Source organism: Chryseobacterium sp. FW101-FHT12H09 (assembly GCF_058790395.1).
Map to the genome: position 1 here is coordinate 758,901 of NZ_JBYTCP010000001.1, position 23,818 is coordinate 782,718.

A 23,818-nucleotide genomic window follows, 5' to 3' on the forward strand; every position below is an offset into this window, starting at 1 on the left:
GTTTGAAGATTGCAAAACTAAATTAAATATCTTCATAATGAGCATTTATTGCAGAAAGTTTAGTTAAGAGATCTTTATTCTTTTGTTTAAGATCCGCCATTTTCTGAAGCATGTCGTGAATAACCTCTAAACCAGGCAGATTAATTTCAAGATCATAATGCCAATTGGTAAACCTTTCAAAAGCTGGCAGATCTTCATACAATAAATATCGTACATCATCTTCTGTCTGCACCCGAAGCAGGCCATATTCTACCAGTTCATCAAAAAAAGTAATCTCTATATTGTATATTTTTACGAGTTCCTCTCGTGATATCTTCTCGTCCATGGTTTAAGAATTTTTAAGTTGTTCAAAAAGTTCTTTTTGCTTATCGGTAAGATTTGTTGGTAATTTCACTTCATAGGTTACAAACAAATCACCAAAATGCCCCTCTTTTTTATACACCGGAAATCCTTTTCCTTTTAATCTTACTGTTAATCCACTCTGAGTTTCAGGTTTTACTTTTAGATTGACAAGACCATCCAATGTATTTACTTTTACATCTCCTCCTAAAACAGCGGTATACAAATCAACTGACACTTTTGTCTTAAGATCATTCCCTGCTCTTTCAAAATCAGGATCTGGTGGAATACTGAATGTAATATATAAATCGCCTGATGGACCACCGTTAATGCCTGGATTTCCATGGCCTTTTAATTTAATCTGCTGTCCATCATATACTCCGGCAGGAATTGTTATTCTTACCTTTTTACCATTGATCTCAAAAGTCTGTGGGTGTGTTTTAGCAGCATCTTTTAGCTGTAAATTGAGCTCAGCCTGAACATCCTGTCCTTTGAATTTCCCGGAAGCGCTTCCACGAGAGCTTCTCCCAAAGCCTCCACCTTGTCCAAACATGCTTTGAAAAAAGTCTGAAAAATCTTCACCTTCTCCAAAATCAGCCCCTGAATATCCACCCCCATAACTTTGACCTTGATTTTGATATTGTCTTTGCTGTTGTTGAGCTTTCTCATATTCTTCACCATGTTTCCAGTTTTCACCATATTTATCATATTTGCTGCGGTTCTCAGGATTACTAAGAACTTCATTAGCTTCGTTCAGCTCCTTGAATTTTCGCTCAGCCTCTTTATCATCAGGATTAAGATCGGGATGTAGTTTTCTTGCCAGCTTCCGATATGCTTTTTTGATATCATCCTGCGTGGCTTTTTTATCTACGCCCAGAATTTTATAGTAATCTATATAAGCCATAGAAACGTTTATTTACTCAAATTTAGAAAAATTAAGCCTGAAAATTATATAATAATATGTTAAAAATAAACCTATCTTTGATAAAAAGCAGCGCATGAAAGAGGTATTTAAAAACTACTCAGGAATTTTACTTTTACTATTAGGAATCATAGTTGGAAGCATCATCGGCATTACTGCACCCGGATTTGTTGGATACATTAAACCTCTTGGGGATATCTTCCTTAATTTACTTTTTGTGAGTGTTGTTCCATTGGTATTTTTTGCTGTATCCAATTCAATAGCTTCTTTAGAACAACAGTCAAAGTTTGGAAAAATCATCGCTGTGATGTCATTTACTTTTCTGTTCTTTATACTTACTGCGGCTATTTTTACCATTGGCGCTGTTTATCTTTTTCCTATGTCTCCTATTTCAGGAAGTTCGCAGATCATATCTGAAGGAACGGATAATGAGACCTGGGGTAACAGGATTGTCAGCTTCTTTACCGTGGGTGAGTTTACAGAGTTGTTTTCCAGAAAAAACATGCTTGCCTTGTTGATATTTGCTTTTCTTACTGGTTTTGCGGCCAGAAAAACCGGTGAAAGCGGAAAACCATTCAGAGCATTTATAGCTTCAGGATATGAAGTGATGAAAGAATTGCTTATGCTTGTTATGAAACTAGCACCAATAGGTCTGGGAGCTTATTTTGCTTATCAGGTAGCTACTGTCGGACCTCAGCTTTTCGGATTTTATGGCAAACCCCTGGGAATCTATTATATTGTAGGGACTATTTATTTCTTTATATTTTTCACGTTGTATACTTTCATAGCCAATGGGCGAAATGGAGTTAAGAGTTTCTGGAAGAACGCTCCCTATCCTACACTGACTGCATTAAGTACCTGCAGTAGTTTTGCAACAATGCCTGCGAATTTACAGGCTGCTTCAAAAATTGGTATTCCAACCTCAATAGCCAATCTTGTTATTCCGATCGGTACTACTTTACATAAAAATGGTTCTTCTATATCTTCAATTATTAAGATCTACGTAGCATTTTTAATCATTGGAAAGGACTTTTTCGAACCTTCAAATCTGATTTTAGCACTGGGGATTACTGTTTTTGTAAGTATTGTAGAAGGTGGAATTCCTAATGGTGGCTATATTGGTGAGCTGCTGATGATTTCTGTTTACAAATTGCCACATGAAGCAATTCCTGCGGTAATGATTATTGGAACATTGGTAGATCCCTTGGCTACAGTTTTAAACGCTGTCGGTAATGTCGTCGCAGCTATGTTTGTAAATCGGTTTGTGAAGGTCGATAGCTGAAAGATTTCTGTTAAAATATTTCTAAGAGGATTTATATTAAACTCGAGCAGATTTTGCAGGTCGAGCAGATTTTATTTCTGTTGTTAAGATCTTATTCACTGCGCTTCACTGGTTCCAGGTTTTCATATTCTTCAGGAGTGAAAAGTTTATATTCTACTTTAAAGGTTTTACCTAATGGTGTTTCCAAAGAAAAACCTCCCGGACCAAAACCATCTGTAACATCTAATGTAAAGTGGGAGTACTTCCAGTATTCGAACAGATCGCGATCGATCCAAAATTCATGGCCGTTGATGGTTCCAATCATTGCATCATTCATCCGTGGATAGAAACCGCCTTTTTCAAAACATTGGGGCTGGGTTCCTTCACAACATCCACCAGCTTGATAGAACATGAGATCACCATATTTCTTTTCTAATTCCCAAATGACTTCAAGTGCTTTTTCTGTAGCAGACAATCTGGATATTTTTGTTTCCATTTTTTTAGTTTTGAATTAATTGCAAGGTGTATTTTTCTGTTTTTAAGACGCACTTCCCACTAGTATAGCTATCTCTTATAAAGTTAAATAAACCTGACAAAACAAGTCCTGTCAGGCTATATTAACTTAAAATATTAATTGGGTTAACCAATTTATATGATTCTAAAATAATACTGAAAAAGCATTAACATTACAATTTTGCGTGAGGGATAGTAAGGGCGGCGAGGAACGAGCCGGTGCGAAACGCAATGAAGCACCGAAACGAAGTGAAGCCCTGCATAGCCCGACCGTTTTGTCCCGCTGTTAAAGCGGGACAAACGGGCACGCCCTAATATTTAAAAAATTAAAAGAAACCTAATTTATTTTTGTTGTAAGAGATCAGCATATTTTTTGTCTGGCGATAGTGATCCAACATCATTTTATGATTTTCTCTACCAATTCCCGATTGTTTATATCCTCCAAATGGCGCTCCTGCCGGATAAGAATGATATTGATTTACCCAAACTCTTCCTGCCTGAATCTGACGTGGAATGTTATACAATTGATGGGCATCTCGTGTCCAAACTCCCGCTCCAAGGCCATAAATAGTATCATTCGCAATTTTTACAGCTTCTTCTTCATCCTTGAAAGTGGTGAAAGCCAAAACAGGTCCAAAGATTTCTTCCTGAAAGATTCTCATCCTGTTGTTTCCTTTGAAAATTGTGGGTTGGATATAATATCCACTTTCTAAACCTTCACCAACATTATTTACATCCCCACCCACAAGAATTTCTGCACCTTCTTCTTTTCCTAATTTAATATAGGATAAGATCTTATCTTTTTGAATCTGGGAAGCCTGAGCTCCCATCATTACTGTTTTATCCAAAGGATTCCCAACTTTAATAGCTTTTACTCTTTCAATTACTTTTGCAATAAATGCATCTGCAATATCTTCCTGAACCAATAATCTTGAAGGACATGTACATATTTCACCCTGATTAAGTGCAAAAAGAACGGCCCCTTCTATTGCTTTATCCAGGAATTCATCATCAGCAGCCATTACAGAACTGAAAAAGACATTCGGAGATTTCCCACCAAGTTCCAATGTAACAGGAATAATATTTTCTGTAGCATACTGCATTACCAAACGACCCGTAGCTGTAGAACCTGTAAAGGCCGCTTTTGAAACTTTAGGATTTGTCACTAAAGCTCTTCCTAGTTCTGCACCAAAACCGTTTACAATGTTTACAACACCCGCAGGTAATAGATCGCCAATAATTTCCATTAAAACCATAATAGAAATCGGGGTGCTTTCTGCAGGTTTTAAAACCACACAGTTTCCAGCAGCTAATGCCGGAGCCAATTTCCAAATAGCCATCAATAAAGGAAAGTTCCATGGAATGATCTGTGCGATTACTCCCAAAGGTTCATGAACGATAAGAGAAACGGTATCTTTATCCAGTTCATTGTGTGAACCTTCTTCAGCACGAACGACAGACGCAAAATAGCGGAAATGATCTACTGCAAGAGGTAAATCTGCTGCAAGAGTTTCTCTTACCGCTTTCCCATTGTCAATTGTTTCTACTATGGCAAGATATTCAAGATTCTGCTCTATTCTATCTGCAATTTTATTCAGCATAATACTTCTCTCAGTAGACGAGGTATTTTTCCACGTTTGAAATGCTTTATGAGCAGCGTCTACAGCAAGCTCCAAATCTTCTTTGGAGGAATGGGCTGCCTGTGTGAAGTTTTTTCCATTAACCGGTGATACCACATCAAAATATTGTCCGTTAACCGGAGCTGTAAACTGACCGTTGATATAATTATCATATTTACTTTTGAACTCAGGCCACTGTAAAGTAGTTTCTGATTTTTGTTCTGTTATTGTGCTCATATTAGTATTTATTTTAATTTTTCTGTAAAGCCAAATTACACTTCCGAACCAACAACCAATAGCACAATCCTATAAAAAAACTTCAAAATAGTGCACGACCCGAATTTTATACTTTTTTAACAATACCCTCATTTTATATTTTCTTATATTTGATAGAATGGGCCTTAAACATGTTTAGAAATGAATAATAATAAATTTTTATTAAATACTCCTGAACTGAAAAAAGAAAATCAGCTGATGAGCCTAGTTGAAAATCAAACGAAATTCAATCTAAACAACTGTGAATTTAGCATCTATGAAACCCATAAAGCAGCCTTTGATGTAAAACTTCATTTTGACACCATTGCTTTTACGGCTATGTTGAGAGGAAAAAAACACATGAAGCTGGAAAACAAAACAGGCTATTTTGATTATTTTCCAGGGGAAAGTATATTAGTTGCTCCGGGAGAAACAATGGTTATTGATTTTCCTGAAGCGGATGAAACGCCCTCACAATGTATTTCTTTAAGTTTAAATCCTGATTTTATAGAAGATTCGCTCAATCATTTAAATTATACTCTGCCTAAAGTAGATGAAACTTCCCAATGGAATATTCAATTGGACGAATATTTTCTTTTTAACAATCAATCTCTTGCGTCTGCTACCAACAACATTATGAGAATCGCCATGGATGATAATTCTCAAAAAGATATTATGGCAGACTTTGCTTTAAAAGAACTTTTGATACGACTCATGCAAACTCAAGCCAGAAGTATGGTGGAGAAAAATATTGCTAAAAATAAATCGAGGATAGGTTTTGCTGTAGATTATATCAAAAAAAATCTTCATCAGAAATTATCCATTGACAGTATTGCAAAACTGGCTTATGTCAGCAAATCGAACTTTTTTAAAATGTTTAAAGATGAATTAGGGACTTCGCCCAATGATTTCATTCTTCAGGAACGAATCAACAGAGCAAAAGAGTTACTGGCTGGTCAAAACAGTATTAAAGAGACCGCTTATCAAACTGGTTTTTCGGATACCAATTATTTTACAAGGGTATTTAAACAATTGGTGGGTGTGACACCTAAGAGCTATCAGAATAAGATTATTTTTTTTGATTAAATTGATAGCACTACTATCACTTCTTCTTTATCTTTTAGAAATACGCTGTATGAAACTTTTAAATATTACTGTCAGCCTATTACTTTTTTTAAGCAATATGTACAATTCTCAAACTTCCGGAAGAAAGTTTCAGATCTCCTCTGATTTACAGCAGATCTCTTTATGGCCAAAAAATAGAATACCCGATCAATCCGGTACAAGAGGAGCAGAAATAATAACCTATAAAGGATCACTTACCAATATATCTACACCAAGATTAATTGTCCATCGTCCTGAAAGCCCAAACGGTACAGCTATATTGGTCATCAGTGGCGGCGGGTATGCTCATATTGAATTAGGAAAAGAAAGTACTCCAACATCGAAATGGTTGCAGTCAGAAGGAATTACAGCTTTTGAACTTATTTATAGGCTACCAAAAGAAGGTTGGAAGACTACTAATGTTCCTTTTGAGGATGCTCAAAGAGCCATGCGACTGATCAGAAGCTCGGCTAAAAACTATGAAATTGATCCTCACAAAATAGGAATTCTAGGGTTTTCAGCAGGAGGACATCTGGCTGGAATGATCGCAACACAGCCTAATAAAAAATTTTATACACCCATCGATGCTATAGATTCACTATCCGCAAGACCAGATTTTGTAGGATTGATCTATCCGGTTATTTCAATGCTTCCACCCAATAATAAAACCCACGCTTTTAAAAGTATTCTTGGAACTAATCCTTCTATTTCTGAAGAAGTTGCATTCTCAGTGGAAAGACAAGTGAATGCTCAGACTCCACCTACATTTTTAGCTCAGGCAATTGATGACCCTATTTCTCCTGTGGAGAATAGTACACTAATGAATAATGCCTTAAAGAAAGGAAATGTATCTGTTGAAATGCATTTGTTTCAGAATGGTGGGCATGGTTGGGGAATGGGGAAGAAAGGGAGTGAGGTGGCGGCGTGGCCGGGGCTTTTTAGGAGCTGGATTGAAGTCGGGAAATAATACTTTATTTCAAGTGTTTTAAAGAATTATTAAAAAACCAGTACAAAGCACTGGTTTTAAACTTTTAATTAACATTTTTTTTCCTTTTAAAAATGAACTTTTTATTATCCTTTATAATAATCAAAGTGTCACTATTAGCTTTTTTTATAATTCTAAAAGGAAGATTAGTTTCTCTCCAATAAATAGGAAATTGATTATTTGAAAAAGTATTTGGAATTAAAATATTTTTATTATTTAAATCTTGAGTCTGATAAATAAAATTATACTTTTTGTCTACATAATATTTCCCATCTATATTGAATTCATATCCAATATTATACAATCCTTCTCCACTCAATAGAGTATCAAAAGAATAATCATTAAAATCACGGAGGCTTTTATCCTTTTTATCTGTACAACTAAAAGTGAGTAGAATGCATAAAACAACTACAATGATTGCATAATAATAATTCATAATCTTATTTTTGTAATATTGACTTTAATTTAATAAATCTATCAGCTGACATTGTTCTGTTAAAATTAACATCTATATCGGGAACAGCGTCTATTTCAACATTTACAGATAATACATAAATTTTAGCCATCCTTTGAAACGTCCCGCACTAACTTAATCCTCTTTTTACAGGCACAATTGTATTCTGCATAAACAACACCTCTGAATAGAGATGTTTTCAATGAAATATATTTAATAATAACTTAGCTCTGGTAGGTATAATATCTCGCTCCTTTCGATAATGGATTTTCAAGTTCAACTGAGTCTAATCCAAACCCTTTATAATTTTGATTAATGGATTGGTCCAATTGTTTTCTATGTAGTTTTTCATAGATTTCGAAATTAATTGGAGTTCTATTTTTCAAGCTTCCAAATAAATTCCATTTGGAAACAACTTTTGTCCAGTTTGCAGAAATCTTCCCTGTGAATACTTTAGATTTTGATCCACTTCCATAGCCTAGAAATCCTATTTCTTTTCCAGTCAGATCTTCATTTTCATTATAAGAAGTTTGTAAAGCAGAGAGTAATGCCATAAAGATGGATGCTGTATACATATTTCCTATTTCTGAAGATGCGCGTTGTGTCTTTTCAATTTTCTCATTGATGAATTGTAGATAACTTTCAGATTTGGCTACTGCCTTTTGGTCTTCCTGAGTTTCGTAGCTCAGGCCATTTTCTAAACTGTAAATTTCTGTAAACACCCTTTTACCATGAAATGCATAGGGAAGATGGAAGATCAAATACCTCCAGTCTGTATAAGGTTTATCCTTGCCACTAATTTCTTTATAATGATGATAAGCTTCTCTGATCCGATCCTGATAACACTGATTAGAATACTGTCCATCAAAAACAGGTTCATCCGTGAATATTTCTATCTTATCAGAAAAGGATTCCGGGGCATCTTTCAGATTTTCTTTTTTATAATGACGTCTGGGTTTGAAAAAATCGAAAACACTTTCTGTGGCTACTCCCCATAGATTTTCAATTTCTAACAGATCCGGTTGGGAAGAAACTAATAAAGCTACCGCTCCTCCACCTTGCGTATATTCACCAGAAGAAGCCAATTCATATTTTGCATAATCACTGGCAATAACAATTGCTTTTTTATCAGGGTTTACTCTTACAAAATCCAGAGAATTATGTAGTGCATCAACAGCGCCAACACAAGCAAATGTCATATCAACCACATCGCAGTTTTTAAAACACCTTTCACCATAATCTTTTTCCAGCACTTTTTCAACCATCTGCATTGCGTAAGATGCTGTTGGCTTCGCAGCATCTAATGCACTTTCAGTTCCCAGATAAATCCTAGCTATATTTTTAGGGTCAAGATGGTAATCTCTTATTAATTTCAATAACGCCTCGGCGGCAAAAGTAGCTGCATCTTCATGAACATCAGGAAAGCCCATTTTATTTAATCCTAAACCTTTTTCTAATTTTGCAGGTTCAATTCCTCTTACTTCAGCTAAATCTTTTATTTCCAAATATAAAGAAGGTGCATAGTAACTCGCCGCTTCTATTCCAAAACTCATAGTATTCAAATTTTATACGAATTTAAAAAAAAGCACCCGTTTTATTACTCTTATATTATCTTGTTTTTAAAAATCAACCACAATATTTCCGAAAACAAAAAAAACACTTCACAATGGAAGTGCTTTTCTATTAGCTGGAATTACAAGTTTATTTATAATCTTCGATGCTTTTGTTTATGGCATCTATTTGCTTATTAATGCTTGCTGCATTTTGTGGGTTTTGCTTCAATAATTCCATTTTTTTACTAAGACCTTCTTTCAACATTTGAGAGATCATCATCTTAGCTTGAGGATTTTGAGCAACCTGACCTTTTGCCTGCCCCAACAATTTGGTAATGCTTTCTGTAGCTTTAAGATCATCTGAAGTCATGATCCAGTTGAAGCCGTCTTCTGCAGACTTTCCTAATTCCGGGTTCTGGAATTTAATAAATGGATAAAAAGCTGCAATAGGAGCAATATTAGCCATTTGAGAAGTTACTTTATTTTTGACCACAATAGGTAGCAACTGTGCCAATAAATCATCGGAAGCTCCTTTTAAATCAATCTTATCTGCTAATGTATTAACTTTAGAAGGATCAACAGTAACTAATGCTGATAGAGAGTTTCCTTTTACTGAGTTAGAAACAGCATTCACTCCTTTTTCAAAAATCGGAAGATATTTCTTATCCTTTGTTTTTGCTAAAGCAGCAACAGCAGCACCCTGCACTAAAGTTTTTGGATCATTGGTTGCCAATTTTTCCACATCCGCAGCTAAAGCTTTTGATTGCTCAGGATTGGATAGATCCATTAATTCCAATGCTTTCATTCGTACCCTGAAGTAAGGATCTTTTAAAGCAGCAGACAATAACCTTGTTGCAGCCGGATTTTTACCAACCTGATCCTTAATTGCTTTCAATGCATTATATCTGCTCTTAAATTCTTTAGAGTTTGTGAATTGCATTAAATTCTGTTCAGGAGTTTTTGTCTCTGTAATCTCAGACACCAATACTCCATCAGCATTGATATTGATCAAATCAGGAGTTTTTGAAACATCAAAATTAAATGTATTCTTACCTTCAGCATTTACCCAGACATTATATCTTTTAGGTTTTCCGTTATCATATACATCAAGAGCCAATGGAAATTCAAATAGTTGATCCTGGGTTTGGTTGATCACCAAAGTAACCTGCTTTTTAACAGGTTCAAATGTATAAGAATAGTTCAACTTTGGATTTCCGCTACCAAAATACCACTGATTAAAAAACCAGTTCAAATCTTTTCCCGAAACTTTCTCAAAAGAAAGTCTTAGCTGATGTGCTTCCCCATTTTTATATTCATTGGTCTTCAGGTAATCATTCATTCCGGCAAAGAATGCATCATCCCCTAAATAATTTCTCAACATGTGAAGGATTCCACCACCTTTCTGATAGGTTACAAGGTCAAAAACATCTTCACGGGAATCATAATTAAATCGAACAAGATTTTTCTTAAAATCAGTAGGATTATGAATGTACATATTCACATCGCTCATCTGATGATAATCTGCCTGATCTTTACCATATTTATATTCGTTCCATAAGTACTCTGAATAGTTGGCGAAAGATTCGTTTACTGTAAGATTACTCCAGCTTTCTGCTGTCACAAGATCTCCAAACCAATGGTGGAATAATTCGTGAGCAATAGTATCTTCCCATTTATTCTCGTCAATCAGCTGTCCCGGTTTTTGTAAGATATCACTTCCATGAAGTGTTGCCGTAGTATTTTCCATAGCACCACTCACATAATCCCTCCCGGAAATCTGCGCATATTTTGCCCAAGGATAATCATAACCCATTTTCTTAGAGAAAAACTCGATCATCTCCGGAGTATTTCCGTAGATCTGTTTTGCATAAGGTTCATATTCCTTTTCTATGTAATAATCCACCGGAATATTTTTCCATTTGTCTTTTACGATAGCATAATCTCCAACTCCCATAAAAAACAGATAAGTAGAATGTCTTTTATCCATAACCCAATAATCCGTTCTCTGTCCATTTGATTCTTTCTGTGAGTCTTTTAAAATTCCATTGGAAAGGGTAACATATTTATCAGGAACGGTCATATAAATTTCCTGAGTGGTTTTCTGATTGGGTTTATCAATTGTTGGGAACCAAGCTGAAGAAGACTCGGTTTCACCCTGAGTCCAGATCTGAATTGGTTTATCAGGATCTTTTCCCTGGGCATTAATAAAATACAACCCTTTTGCATCATTAATTGCTGCACTACCCTCTTGTTTTACTTCATTTGGGCGCGATGTATATTTAATATAAACCGTATAATCCTGATCCTTCTGGTATGTTTTATCTAAATTAATAGTTAAAACATCATCTTTATACTCATATTTTAAAGGAGATCTTTTACCGTTGTTATCTAAAGCCACTTCATGAATCAACATACTCTTAGCTTCCAGAACCAATTGATTTGTGGGATAAAAATAAGGTGAAGCAGTAAGCCACTCTTCACCACCCATCTGTTCTTTCTGATAATCAAAATTTACTTTAAGTTTGGTATGTTTTAGTTCCGTTACTTTAGTGTGTGTTGCTCTGTATACTTTTTCTCTTCCTGACGTTTCAGTTTGTGCTGATACATGAGCAGAAAAGAAAATTCCTAATAAAGCAATCGATAAAATGGCCTTTTTCATTATTTTTTAGAATTATTTTTAGTTATTATCTCGAAAATATCATTGACTAATGTTTCGTAATCCCCTTTTTTAAGCTGTTCTTTAGTTTTAGCAAAAGCTTTTTTAAGTTCACTTTCTGGGTTTTCTTCATCAATGATCTCTACTGAATCTACGCCCTTCAATTGAAGGATGGCATTTTGTAATAGTTCGAGGTCTATTTTTTGATCTGTATTTATTTTTAAATATTTCATTGTGTTATTCTTTTACAAATATAATTTTATTACCACCCTGCGAGAGTATAAATTCCTTTTTGGCTGGATTAAAATCAATGACAATTCCAGCTGTATCAAATTTAAAACTTGTTTTGGAAGTTGCTTCTAAAGGAAAAGCTCCTTGCCCTGTTGCCTGAGCCATTAATACTTTATCTTTAACAAAAATATTAATTTTCATAGGCATCTCTTTCGTGGCATAAGTTCCAATAAATTGCTGCAGTTCATTTTCAGGAACACTAATCACTGTGAAACTCGGAATTTCAAAATCTTTTCCATAGGCAGCACTCAAAGCTGCTGTAGAAATATTTTCATTTCCAAAATTACTTTGATTACTAATCATTGCAAAAGACTTCTCACCATCCGGAAAATATGATATTACCGAACTAAAATGATCGATTCCTCCATTATGTCCAAAACCCATTTTCCCTTCAAAAGGAACTTCAGTCAATCCAAAACCGTAATGTTCTTTAAAATTACGCATTTTTCCCAGACTTTCTTTTGAAATAAGCTTCCCTGAAACTAAACCATCCATGAAGGTGATTAGCTCGGAGGGTGTAGAAACTAAGTTTCCTGCACCAAGAGGGACAGACATATCTGTTTCAGGACTTTTCACGTAATTATTATTTTGATAAGTATATGAATTAGCCATATTTTTCGAAGGCTCTATTTTGCCACCTACTTTAGTATATTTTAATTGCAAGGGTGCGGTGATGTATTCTTCAATTAACTGAGTGTAAGATTTTTTATAAACTTTCTCTAAAATAAAGCCGAGTAAAGAATAATTTGAATTACTGTAACTAAATTTACTGCCCGGTTCAAAATCCGAACCTGCTTTCTGAATAATATCGATGAGTTTTTCCTGTGAAATGGGCTGCAGATAGTAGGTCATATACAGACCATCATCAGTGAAGTTATGAATTCCACTTCTGTGATCTAAAAGATATTCTATTTTGATCTTTTCGGCATTCTTTATTTGAGGAAAAAACTGACTTAGTCTGGTGTCGAGAGTGAGTTTTTTACTTTCTACTGCTTTCATAATCAAAACTGCTGTGAAAGTTTTCGTTATAGAGCCTATTCTGTAAATGGTATTGATATCAGCTTTTTTATTACTTTCAACATCGGAAAATCCAATCGTATTGGTGTAGATTACTTTTCCATGGTCTGCAATGGCAAAACTACCCATTACTTTATGCTCTTTGTCTAAAGTTTTAAAGTAGCTATCAAGTTTTTCTTTGTTAATATTTTGACCGAAATTTAAACTGAAAACTCCAATAGAAACACAAAAAAGTATTTTTTTCAACATACTAATGACATTTCATTAATAAGTAGTGAAAGAAAGGGACTTGTTACATATCTAAACCTTTATCTCGTCGGATATTCATCTGGAAAAATATCATTTGCCTCTAATTCTCTTCTGATTTCAATTTCATCACTGAAAAGGGTATCTTTTTTAATATAATTAAGAATAAATTCTTTGTTTGAGGGATTTCTGAAAGACAGCAGTTCTTTTAGATATATATCCTTTGAAATACCAACTAAAGTATCATTTTTAATGATTGAGATGAATTCCTTTTGCAAGGCATCAATATAGTCCCCTTTATGCCAATGACTTAGGTAAATAGCCGCAAAAATTTCATGATTTTTAAAAGCTAAAGTCTCAATTCTTTTTCGGTAATTTTTAGGATAATTTTTATATCTAAATACCTCTAGTAAAAGGCTTCTCGGCGAATTTGGATTAAAAATAATGATGCTATCAAGCTTTTTCAACAACTGATCAGATTGCCCGTTCTTCCCGGGTATAGCGTAAAGATATTTGCGATATAAAGGTTCTGCAGGATTCTGATCCCCAATTATACAACCATATTTTGTATGAACTTTAGTTTTTAGATTTAAGAAGTTCGAAAACACTTTGTCAATAAGCTCTGGTTTTCTTTCTAAAAGTCCTACTGAGGCATACACAGCTACAGTTATGTTTTTATTATTAATTAGTGATAATAGTTCGTCTTCCGAAGCCAGCTCAACTAATTTTTTAAAATTTTCAGCATTGGCAGGTTTTTCTGTTCCTTTCCCTATGTCCCCAGTTTGATAGGTATTGATTATTGAAATATGTTTAACGATATCTCTCAAATGCTGGGGCACTCGCAATGTATCAAAAACAGCATCTTTAGAATTATCCCAATTTTCTATTAAAAGTTCAGAATAAACCGGATCTTTCTCTTTTTTACAACTAAAAAGAAAAATCACAGAAATTAGGATAATGGAAATTTTAGAGAAAGTCATTAAATCGCAACAGGCGCTTTAATTCCCGGATGTGGGTCGTAATTTTCCAACGTAAAATCTTCAAAATTAAAATCGAATATATTCTTAATTTCTGGATTCAATTTCATTGTAGGGAGTGGTTTTGGATCTCTTGAAAGTTGTCTGTTTACCTGTTCAAAATGGTTATTGTAAATATGAACATCACCAAAACTGTGAACATAATCTCCCACTTCGAGATCACAAACCTGCGCTACCATCATCAATAATAAAGCATAGCTAGCAATATTAAAAGGAACTCCAAGGAAAACATCAGCGCTTCTTTGATAAAGTTGTAAAGATAACTTTCCGTCTGCTACATAAAACTGAAATAATGCATGACAAGGTGCTAAAGCCATATTTGGAATTTCTGCTACATTCCATGCAGAAACGATCAGCCTTCTGGAATCCGGATTTTTTTTGATCTGATCAATTACCTCTGAAATCTGGTCCACTATCTTATTATCTGCTCCACTCCAGCTTCTCCATTGTGCTCCGTAAACGGGACCTAAATCTCCATTTTCATTGGCCCATTCATCCCAGATGCTTACCCCATGATCATTTAAATATTGAACATTAGTATCTCCTTTTAAGAACCATAGTAATTCATAAATTATAGATTTCAAATGCACCTTCTTGGTTGTTACCAAGGGAAAACCTTTTGATAAATCATATCTCAGCTGATATCCGAAAACACTTCTTGTTCCGGTTCCTGTTCGATCTGTTTTGTCTGTTCCATTATCCAGGATATGCTGTAAAAGGTCTAAGTAATTTTGCATTTTGAAACTGTTTTATGGTTCAAATTTAGAAAAATATGAGAGAAAATCTATTATCATATATCATAAAAAAAAGTTCAATATCGTGAATGCTTTGTTATCAATTACTTGATCATATTTTATTAAAATATGATTATGATATATGATTCTCTTGTCATTCAATGACAAGGGAAGAAATACAGAAGTTTATCGTTAAAATTTCATCATTTACCAGATATTTTCAATAGTTTGATCAATATTATTAATATCAAACTTCTCTGCTATTTTCTTGCCAAACATTGCTTTTACCAGCGGAGATTCTACAGAAACGGTCATTATTTTCTGATTTTCAGATACAATTTCTCCAACAGGTACGGAAATATAAAACAATCCTTTATCGGTCTTCACTAATGCTCCGTTCTGTACTTTGGAAGATTCATCTGAACTTATTTTCTGAAGAATAGTCTGCTGATTTAAAGATTCATTAAGCTGTCTTTGAAGATTATTGATTTCCTGCTGAACCATTTCACGACTGGTTTCATACTTGTCCCCCATTGAACTCTTGGTTTCATTATTTGAGGCCCGGGTTTCAGCAATTAGGGTTTCAAACTTTTGAATTCTCTCTGAGAGTTTTGTTTTTATAATATTTAATATTTCTTTCTTATTCATTTTACAATTAACTAGATCCTGTATTTACTTGATGTAAAAAGCAGGCCGGAGCCCGCTTCTATTGGTATTATAAACTTAAATATAATCAATCTTTTTTATATTTTAAGCCAGAATTTCAATGGCTTAAAATTTCATTTTTCAAACACTTTGTAATCAGAAACTTTAAAATTAAAATCTTTACCTGTATTAAAGTCCATTTTTGTTCCATCAAATACATTTCTAAATGTTCCTGACAGGTTTTCATCCTGAATACTGAAATTTACATCTTCTTTTGACATGTTTAAAATAACTAAAACCTCATCTTTATCATTCTTCCTGATATAGGCTAAAATTTTATCATTAGCCGTTGTATTCAGAAGATAGGTTATAACGTTTGCATCCCCACCTCTTAAGGCCGAATTTGAAGATTTCAACTCCAATAATGTCCTGTAAAAATCTGCAACCTGATAATTGTTTGTCCATTCTATAGCATCCTTTTCGAAAAACTCCAATCGTTTCATATTAGGCAGCTCCTGTCCGGAATACAATAAAGGAATACCATTCCATGTTGCTGAGAAAACAGCCATTGGTTTGGTGATGACTCCGTACTTTTCGTACTCTGTTCCATTCCATGAATTCTCATCATGATTGCTGGTAAACCATGCCCGCATTGAAGAGTCTCCAATATTAGAATATTTAATCAGCAAGTCTTTTAAATCCTGTAATGAAAGATCCTTCTTATAATAGTCTTCAGATGTGTGCATCCATTTCCATGAATAACTCGCATCGAAAACCTTTCCATATTCGGGACTTTCCAATTCATCAAACTCGCCTAACCAGAAAAGCGGTTTGATGGTCTCCACTTCAGGACGTGCCTGCACCCAGAAATCAACTTCAACCCACGAAGCAAGATCACATCTGAAACCGTCGATATTTGTTTCTTTAACCCAAAATTTCATTGCATCAATCATTGCTTTTCGCATCTCTTGATTTTTATAGTCAAGTTCAATGATATCATCCATTCCTGAAGCAATGTGAAACTTTCCATCAGGATCTTTTAAATAAAATTCAGGATGTGTTTTTGTCCAGATATGGTCCCACCCTGTATGATTGGCAACCCAATCAATGATCACCTTAAACCCTAATCGATGTGCCTCATTCACCATATGCTTGAAATCATTGATTGTACCGAACTCCGAATTAATAGAAGTGTAATCTGCAGCTGCATAAGGGCTTCCTAAGCTTCCTTTTTTATTTTGCTGGGCAATTGGAGTAACAGGCATAAACCAGAGTACCTTCACTCCCATTGATTTTAGGCGCGGCATTTCTTTTTCAAATGCTTTAAAAGTTCCTTCCTTAGTGTATTGTCTTATATTGACTTCATAAATATTAGTAGAATGCTTCCAATCTTTGGGTAAATCCATTGTCTTATTTGTATTTTGTATAGCACAGGAAACAATTCCTAAGCCAATAATTGCTAATAAAATTATTTTTTTCATTAATCCCGTTTTAACAAAAATAGGAATTGTTCGGATGATTAATATAAAAAGCAGAAAAGCAAATTTATTGTTCTATCTTTTGTTTAGGTTCAAGCATAAAAAAGTCCCGGATATAAATCCAGGACTGTATATTTTTAATAGTGTATAAATCTTATACTTCTTCATTATCATCTTCCTCATCGAAGACATCATCGTTATAGTCTTCTTCTTCCTCATCATCAAAGTTGTCATCTTCATCAGCAAAGCTATCACCACTTCCAAAATCATCGTCAAAATTGAATTCGTCGTCCATCAGAGGCATAGCCGATTTCTTTTTAGACGCACCCCCATTTCCACTTTTACTTGGTGCTTTTAAAGGAACATTTCCAAATCGGTATACTGTAATTGGATAATTAACTCCTTTTGTTTCTTCAATTACTTCAACAAGCTCACAGAAGAATTCCCAAAGATCCAGAAGTCCATATTGGAATTGAGCTTTATCCCCTTCTTTTGCAAAAGCCTCATCAATATATACATCTGACATAATTTCGCCATCACCATCATCACTCATATCCTCTAGTGGAACACTTTTTACTATCGTACCATCTTCTTCCAGTAAATTAAAAGTTGAAAGCTCATCTCCTTGCAAGCTGAACGCACTCTTAATTCCTAGATGTAAATTCCATAGTGTCTGTTTTCCCTTTACTTCGATATCACGGAAAATATCTTCTTTCGCATCTAATATTACGCGGATTTTGTAAACCATATCAGTCTTTAAATTACTTTTTGCCTTTATTTATTATGATAAATTTCTGTTGCAAATATATAATAAATGACATGTCACAAAAAAATATTTCAAGATTTTTTAAAATATTTTTTTTCCTTACATTTTGCCAGGATTATTTGCTTTTTTCAAGCATAAAACTGAATTTTGTCCCTTCAAGGTACACACTTTCAACTGTAATATTTTCTTTATGGGCTTCAAGAATATGCTTTACAATGGCCAAACCTAAGCCAGAGCCACCTTCTCTTCGGCTTCTACTTGTCTCTACGCGATAAAATCTCTCGAAAATTCTTGGTAAGATTTCCGATTTTATCCCCATCCCATTATCAATAACCTCGATTAAGACTTTGTTCTTCAGGACACTTGTTTTTACAACAACCTTTGCCTCCTGTCTGTTAGCATAATGAATAGCATTGGAAACCAGATTGATAAAAACCTGAGACATCTTTTGCTTATCTGCTTCTACAAAAATCTGTGGATGCAGGGTTTGAATCTGTAATGTTGTATTATGTTTTTCAGCTTCAAGATCCAGAAGGTCAAAAATTTCTTTTATCAAAAGATTCACATCAAATCTTGAAACTGTAAGATTAATTTCTCCTGCTTCAAGTCTGTTAATCATATCCAGATCGGTGACAATAGCAATCAGTCTTTCAACAGAAATATCTATTCTTTCCAGATACTTATCCCGGATGGTTAAATTATCTACCCCACCATCTCTTAGGGTTTCCACATATCCCTGAATGGAAAACAATGGCGTTTTGAGCTCATGAGAAACATTTCCAATATATTCTTTACGATAGCTTTCCATTTCCTTCATCATATCGATCTCAGAAACTTTCTGCTGATTAAGATCAGAAAACCTTTCTCCTAATTCTTTAATGGTAATATTTTCATCATTGTTATTTACAATCTCCTGTGGTAAAAGCTGTGAAAGCCCACGAACCTGCTTTTTACCGTAGTAATTAAACAGCAATTCAAGGACTAAATAATTAACAATAAAGATAATAACGAGACAAAGGATAAGTCCTATTTTGAAAAAAGGAGTTTTATAATAAATATCTTTCAGTGAATCAAAAATGATCACCAATAAGAACATCACCAATGTTATTAAACATGATGCGACAAGAGTAAGCCTGTAAAATTTCAATTTTACAATTTTTATGGGTTAGTAGGGTAAAGGTAGGATATTTCGTTATTAAACGATCAACTTATATCCTATTCCTTTTAGAGTCTGAATGGTATTAATTCCTAATTTCTCTCTCAATCTTCTGATATGAACATCGATCGTTCTTTCACCAACGATAACATCATTACCCCAAACTTTCTCTAGAATTTCTTCTCTTTTGAAAACTTTTTCAGTGTTAGATGCTAAAAGATAAAGCAGATCAAATTCTTTTTTTGGAAGTAAAAACTGCTGCCCGGCTTTAGAAACTCTGAAATTATCTTTATCAATAATTAAGTCTCCGATTTCAATTAATTTAGCATTGTCAGAAACCTGAGATGTTAATTGTAATAGGGCGTTTACTTTAGAAATAAGAATTTTTGGTTTGATCAGTTTTACGATGTAATCATTTGCTCCTGCCTGAAAACCGGCTAATTGAGAAAATTCTTCACTTCTTGCAGAAAGAAAAACAATTAATGATTTTTGAAGTTCTTTAACTTTGCGAAGTTCCTGGCAAGTTTCGATACCATCTTTTTCTGGCATCATCACATCCAGTAATATAAGGTCCGGAATAATTTCTTTAGCTTTTTCTATTCCTTCGTTACCATTGGTAGCGGTATAAATATCGTAGCCTTCCTTTTCCAGGTTATAAGACAGAATCTCTAAAATGTCCAGTTCATCGTCTATTAAGAGTATTTTCTTTTGGTTCATTTTCAATTTTTACGAGTCAAAGTTAATAATTTTTATACCACAGATGAACAAATCATCTATCGTTCATATAAAGTTAACAATTATATCGTTTTGTTAATGTTTAGTTAAGAAAAAATTAAATTAAACTAAACCATTAAGACCGATTAACTTTTATTTCTTTGCAGCGAAAGAATATAGTAAAATAAAATGAATTTTAAGAAAGTTAGTATAGCGGTTATATTTTTAACCGCCTCATCGACTGCATTTTATGCTCAAGATACCAGGCAAGATACCATCAAGAAAGAGAAAAAGATCGAAGGTGTTGTCATCCAGGGTAGTAGCAATAAAAAAACTGAAACTGCTGTATTAGGAGAACAGAAAAAGGCAATTATCCAGAAGCAAGCTGTAAGTGCCGAGGAAATTTCCAGAAAAGGAATCTCTAACGTAGAACAAGGTCTTACGAAAGTAACCGGAATCACTACAGTTGAAGGAAGAGGACTTTTCGTAAGAGGTCTTGAAGAAAGATACAACTATCTATTAATAAACGGACTGGGATCTCCTTCTAACAACCCATTCCAAAAAATCATTGCATTAAAGCAATTCCCAACCGATGTTGTAGGTAAATTAAATATCTATAAAACATTCAACTCTAACCTTTATGGTGATTTCGCCGGAGCCACTTTTGATATCGAAACTTTGACGATCGATAAGTCATTCTCAAAAATCGAGTTTAGCGTTGGTGTAAATACATTAAGTACTTTCAAGGATGGTTTCAAAATTTCCGAAGGAGCAGATGGTTTCAACGGTTATTTAGGACTTAACTCGAACGACAAAAAATTACCTTCAGCAATTAGAAATGCTCGTCCAAACAACTACAGATTTTCAGCAGCTGAATCATTATCCCAGTTTAAAGATAATTGGAATGTGGATAATGTAAAATCTCTACCAAATACGAGTATTGGTTTTACAACAGTACAAAAAATGAAGGCTGGTGAAACGGGGAGCTTAGGTATATTATTCTCATTAAATCAAAGTTCCGAATATTCTTATAAAGAAGGCGCAAAAAATCAGTTTAAAGATTTTGGAGGAATAATCAATCTTAATAATGACCTTCAAAGAAAGCAGTACAATTATGAATTAGAATCTTCTGCTCTCTTAGGTTTTGGATATAAAAATAAAGGAACAGCGATCAATTTAAACGCTATGTATCTTCAAAACGTAAATAATATTATTGAAGATTACTATGGATACAAAAATAATCAAGTTCAAAATAGAGATGTTGGATTTTTCCGTACTAACCAACAGGATTTATCAAGATTTCTAAATATTCAATTAACAGCCTCTCAAAAATTAGGGGACAGACATCAATTTAAAGCTGGAGGAAGTTATGTAATCAACAACTACCAACAGCCAGACAGAAAAATATTAGAAGGAAGCCGTCAAGACGCAAACGGAAATAATTTATCAGATGACCAATTACTTTTGGCTTATGGTGGAAATAATATTATTCGTCAGTATCTTGATGTAAATTCAAGGTTCTATGGTTCAGCATATGGAGAGTATTCAGTTTTCTTAGGAGAGAAAGGAGATAAAAAAGATTATCCGATGCAATTATCCATTGGATATAATGGTTTCGCTGATTTAAGAAAAACGTCATATCGCTTCCTTTTCGGAAAACCTAATGGAACTGCTGGACAAACTTTTTTAATTGATAAAAACAAACCTCAAGACAAATTCAATCAAGACTTAGCTAATAATTTATTTTATTTCCAAGAAGAATCTGATGGATCTAAGTTCTTTACGAGCATGTATCAATTTGTAAATGCAGGATATATTAATTTTAATTATAAACCATCCGAAACGTGGGATTTCTTACTAGGGGCTCGTTATGAAAATGATATGACCTTAATACGTTTTTCACAACAAGGTGCACCTAATAAAGAAAATAAGGAAAAAATAAGAGACTTATTCCTTCCTTCAATTTCCATCAAAAAAGCACTTAATAATAAAAATAACTTAAGATTCGCTTTCAGTAAAACAGTCACGAGACCTGTTCTTATTGAAACAATGGATATTGATTATATCAACCCAGATAATGAAACCATTAGAGGTAATCCAAATATCGAAAACAGCAATAATTACAATTTTGATTTGAAATGGGAATATTTCCCAACTACGAAGGAAATGTTTGCCGTTAATTTATTTGCAAAAAGAATTAACAATGCTATTGAAAGATCATTTGTTTCTTCAGGAGATGCAAATGGTGTAACCGTTACTTTTTATAATGCTAAAAAAGCAGACCTTGCAGGAGTTGAGCTAGAGGGAATCATTAGCCTGGGAAGAATCTCTGAATCATTAGATAAATTTACTTTGGGCGCCAATGCAACATTTATGTACACTGATGTTGAAAGAAGCGAAGATCAATTAAAACTTGAGCAACCCAATCCAGAATTTTATAAAGGAGGTCTAAGAAAAAGAGGTCTTCAAGGTGCTTCACCTTACACGATTAATGCAGATTTGAAATATGAAATGAAAACTAAGAACAATCTTAGCAGAACATTCTCACTGGTATACAATGTTTCAGGTTCTAAAATATATGCAGTTGGAACTTCCGGCTCAGACAACTTTTACGAAAAGCCATTTCATCAGTTAGATTTTATTTATCAGGAGCAAATCACAAAGAACTGGAATGTGAAAGCTGGAGTTCAAAATATATTCAATAACAGATACAGAATACTCTTAGGAGATAAAAGTTATTATAATGTAGATACAAATGGTATTAATACTTATACAGACTACTTCCGAGGAGTAAACTTTAACCTTACTGTAGGTTATACTTTCTAACAAATTTTTAATAAATAATAAATCATATATAAAATGAAAAGAAGATTTTTATCATTATTATCGCTAACATTTATATTAGCAGCGGCCCTAAACTCATGTACTATCGATGTAAATGACGGATTAGGAGACGAAATAGTTACTCCTAACCCTGATACAACAGTACTTACAGGTACAATCAATAAAGATACTGTATTTAAAAAAGGAAATTATACTTTAAAAGGTATTGTAAAAGTGACAGGTGGAGCAACTTTGACTATTGAAGCAGGAGCTAACTTCACGGTTGACACATCTACGAACAGCAGTTTAGTTGTTCTTCAAGATGGTAAAATTAACGCTGTAGGAACTGCTGCTGAACCAATTGTATTTACTACTACTACAAAAACACCAGGAGACTGGGGAGGAATTACCTTGTATGGAACAGCACCTATTAAAGCTATAAATGGTACATCAAGTGCACTTTCAGAAGATGGGAATGCAGTGTATTATGGTGGAAATGATGCTAATTCAAACTCTGGAACTTTGAAGTTTGTAAGAGTAGAGTATGCTGGTAAAAAAATTGGTGATGGAACATCTGAAACGAATTCCATGACATTCTATGCAGTTGGAGCAGGTACTACACTAGAAAATCTAGTTACTTACAAAGGGACTGATGATGGATATGAATTTTTCGGAGGAACCGTGAGCGCTAAAAATATTGTATCATATGGTAACTATGATGACTCATTTGACTGGCAGGATGCTTGGAGTGGACAAAACAATACAAATTGGTATGCCTTCCAGACAGGTGTTGGTAATTTTGGGATGGAAATCGAATCATCTGGAAATGTAGACAATACAGCACCAAAGATTTCGAATATCACACTTATTAGAGCTAATAACACAAATCCGGAAACAGCTAATTCACCAGAAATTTCAGCTATTCAATTTAAAAAACAAGGAACAGGTATTTTCTCTAATGTTTATATCAGTGGTTATAAAAACATCGGAAATCAAAAAGGATATTCAGTTCTTATCCAAGATGCTGCTACTGAAACTAGTCAGGTAAATACAGGTAAAATAGTAGTTAATCCTCTTACTTACTTAAACTCTGATAATGCTGGAGTTTGGGGATATGCATACACTCCGAACGGTGGTAAAACTTTCACTAATGCAACAACGGTTACAAAAGTATCTTTAGTTGCAGGAGCTTGGGCTACTGTGGATGGTGTTAACCTTCTAGCTGGATTACAATAATTAAGTAATTAGTT

At 34.1% G+C, this 23,818-nt stretch carries 21 protein-coding genes; 5 read left to right on the top strand and 16 right to left on the bottom strand.

The window, feature by feature from the left end; translation table 11 throughout:
- Nucleotides 1–22: 22 nt before the first annotated feature.
- Together AC3WRL_RS03415 and AC3WRL_RS03420 are read right to left on the bottom strand one after the other, a co-directional pair.
- On the bottom strand, nucleotides 23–325 hold the full coding sequence (locus AC3WRL_RS03415) for a chaperone modulator CbpM (RefSeq protein ID WP_214832203.1): 303 nt from the start codon (nucleotides 323–325) through the stop codon (nucleotides 23–25).
- Between the two features lie 3 nt (nucleotides 326–328).
- A complete protein-coding gene (locus AC3WRL_RS03420) occupies nucleotides 329–1,243 on the bottom strand; it encodes a DnaJ C-terminal domain-containing protein (RefSeq protein ID WP_214832204.1) in 915 nt (304 codons plus the stop codon).
- 94 nt (nucleotides 1,244–1,337) lie between these two features.
- On the opposite strand from AC3WRL_RS03420, the gene AC3WRL_RS03425 reads away from it, so the two are divergent.
- Entirely contained in the window at nucleotides 1,338–2,543 is a 1,206-nt protein-coding gene (locus tag AC3WRL_RS03425) for a dicarboxylate/amino acid:cation symporter (protein WP_261511252.1), read from the top strand.
- Nucleotides 2,544–2,634: 91 nt separating this feature from the next.
- Here the strand turns inward: AC3WRL_RS03425 and AC3WRL_RS03430 are convergent, their stop codons facing one another.
- The gene (locus tag AC3WRL_RS03430; RefSeq protein WP_214832208.1) at nucleotides 2,635–3,018 is read right to left on the bottom strand and encodes a DUF779 domain-containing protein; all 384 of its coding nucleotides are present in this window, start codon (nucleotides 3,016–3,018) and stop codon (nucleotides 2,635–2,637) included.
- A gap of 343 nt (nucleotides 3,019–3,361) precedes the next feature.
- The gene (locus AC3WRL_RS03435) at nucleotides 3,362–4,891 is read right to left on the bottom strand and encodes an aldehyde dehydrogenase family protein (RefSeq protein WP_261511250.1); all 1,530 of its coding nucleotides are present in this window, start codon (nucleotides 4,889–4,891) and stop codon (nucleotides 3,362–3,364) included.
- Between the two features lie 180 nt (nucleotides 4,892–5,071).
- Between AC3WRL_RS03435 and AC3WRL_RS03440 the strand changes: the two genes are divergently transcribed.
- Nucleotides 5,072–5,995, top strand: a complete 924-nt coding sequence (locus AC3WRL_RS03440) for a helix-turn-helix domain-containing protein (RefSeq protein WP_492329732.1) — start codon at nucleotides 5,072–5,074, stop codon at nucleotides 5,993–5,995.
- Nucleotides 5,996–6,044: 49 nt separating this feature from the next.
- Nucleotides 6,045–6,980 (top strand): alpha/beta hydrolase, encoded by a 936-nt coding sequence (locus AC3WRL_RS03445; protein ID WP_492329733.1) that lies wholly within the window; start codon nucleotides 6,045–6,047, stop codon nucleotides 6,978–6,980.
- Nucleotides 6,981–7,044: 64 nt separating this feature from the next.
- On the opposite strand, the gene AC3WRL_RS03450 is transcribed toward AC3WRL_RS03445, so the two are convergent.
- The 12 genes from AC3WRL_RS03450 to AC3WRL_RS03505 all read right to left on the bottom strand — a co-directional run bounded on the left by AC3WRL_RS03450 (nucleotide 7,045) and on the right by AC3WRL_RS03505 (nucleotide 19,748).
- On the bottom strand, nucleotides 7,045–7,434 hold the full coding sequence (locus tag AC3WRL_RS03450; protein WP_214832216.1) for a hypothetical protein: 390 nt from the start codon (nucleotides 7,432–7,434) through the stop codon (nucleotides 7,045–7,047).
- Nucleotides 7,435–7,676: 242 nt separating this feature from the next.
- On the bottom strand, nucleotides 7,677–9,005 hold the full coding sequence (locus AC3WRL_RS03455; protein ID WP_492329734.1) for a hydroxymethylglutaryl-CoA synthase family protein: 1,329 nt from the start codon (nucleotides 9,003–9,005) through the stop codon (nucleotides 7,677–7,679).
- Nucleotides 9,006–9,153: 148 nt separating this feature from the next.
- Nucleotides 9,154–11,664 (bottom strand): M1 family metallopeptidase, encoded by a 2,511-nt coding sequence (locus AC3WRL_RS03460; RefSeq protein WP_492329735.1) that lies wholly within the window; start codon nucleotides 11,662–11,664, stop codon nucleotides 9,154–9,156.
- On the bottom strand, nucleotides 11,664–11,894 hold the full coding sequence (locus tag AC3WRL_RS03465) for a hypothetical protein (protein ID WP_214832222.1): 231 nt from the start codon (nucleotides 11,892–11,894) through the stop codon (nucleotides 11,664–11,666). The genes AC3WRL_RS03460 and AC3WRL_RS03465 overlap by 1 nt, the downstream gene beginning before the upstream one ends.
- 4 nt (nucleotides 11,895–11,898) lie before the next feature.
- Nucleotides 11,899–13,218 carry a serine hydrolase domain-containing protein gene (locus AC3WRL_RS03470; RefSeq protein WP_492329736.1) on the bottom strand — a complete coding sequence of 440 codons (1,320 nt, stop codon included), beginning with the start codon at nucleotides 13,216–13,218 and terminating at the stop codon, nucleotides 11,899–11,901.
- Nucleotides 13,219–13,277: 59 nt separating this feature from the next.
- On the bottom strand, nucleotides 13,278–14,195 hold the full coding sequence (locus tag AC3WRL_RS03475; RefSeq protein ID WP_492329737.1) for a hypothetical protein: 918 nt from the start codon (nucleotides 14,193–14,195) through the stop codon (nucleotides 13,278–13,280).
- Nucleotides 14,195–14,989: a thymidylate synthase gene (locus AC3WRL_RS03480; protein WP_214832228.1), complete on the bottom strand. Its 795-nt coding sequence runs from the start codon at nucleotides 14,987–14,989 to the stop codon at nucleotides 14,195–14,197. The genes AC3WRL_RS03475 and AC3WRL_RS03480 overlap by 1 nt, the downstream gene beginning before the upstream one ends.
- A 204-nt stretch (nucleotides 14,990–15,193) precedes the next feature.
- Nucleotides 15,194–15,634: a hypothetical protein gene (locus AC3WRL_RS03485; RefSeq protein ID WP_214832234.1), complete on the bottom strand. Its 441-nt coding sequence runs from the start codon at nucleotides 15,632–15,634 to the stop codon at nucleotides 15,194–15,196.
- Between the two features lie 131 nt (nucleotides 15,635–15,765).
- Nucleotides 15,766–17,112 carry an alpha-amylase family glycosyl hydrolase gene (locus tag AC3WRL_RS03490; protein ID WP_492329738.1) on the bottom strand — a complete coding sequence of 449 codons (1,347 nt, stop codon included), beginning with the start codon at nucleotides 17,110–17,112 and terminating at the stop codon, nucleotides 15,766–15,768.
- A gap of 151 nt (nucleotides 17,113–17,263) precedes the next feature.
- On the bottom strand, nucleotides 17,264–17,857 hold the full coding sequence (locus AC3WRL_RS03495; RefSeq protein WP_214832244.1) for an IS1096 element passenger TnpR family protein: 594 nt from the start codon (nucleotides 17,855–17,857) through the stop codon (nucleotides 17,264–17,266).
- A 133-nt stretch (nucleotides 17,858–17,990) separates the two neighbouring features.
- Complete coding sequence (locus AC3WRL_RS03500; RefSeq protein ID WP_214832246.1) at nucleotides 17,991–19,022, bottom strand: sensor histidine kinase; 1,032 nt, start codon at nucleotides 19,020–19,022, stop codon at nucleotides 17,991–17,993.
- Between the two features lie 48 nt (nucleotides 19,023–19,070).
- On the bottom strand, nucleotides 19,071–19,748 hold the full coding sequence (locus tag AC3WRL_RS03505) for a response regulator (RefSeq protein ID WP_214832248.1): 678 nt from the start codon (nucleotides 19,746–19,748) through the stop codon (nucleotides 19,071–19,073).
- 186 nt (nucleotides 19,749–19,934) lie between these two features.
- Between AC3WRL_RS03505 and AC3WRL_RS03510 the strand changes: the two genes are divergently transcribed.
- Both AC3WRL_RS03510 and AC3WRL_RS03515 read left to right on the top strand, forming a co-directional pair.
- Nucleotides 19,935–22,571 carry a TonB-dependent receptor plug domain-containing protein gene (locus tag AC3WRL_RS03510; protein ID WP_492329739.1) on the top strand — a complete coding sequence of 879 codons (2,637 nt, stop codon included), beginning with the start codon at nucleotides 19,935–19,937 and terminating at the stop codon, nucleotides 22,569–22,571.
- A 33-nt stretch (nucleotides 22,572–22,604) separates the two neighbouring features.
- Entirely contained in the window at nucleotides 22,605–23,804 is a 1,200-nt protein-coding gene (locus AC3WRL_RS03515) for a beta-helix domain-containing protein (protein WP_214832254.1), read from the top strand.
- Nucleotides 23,805–23,818: the final 14 nt, after the last annotated feature.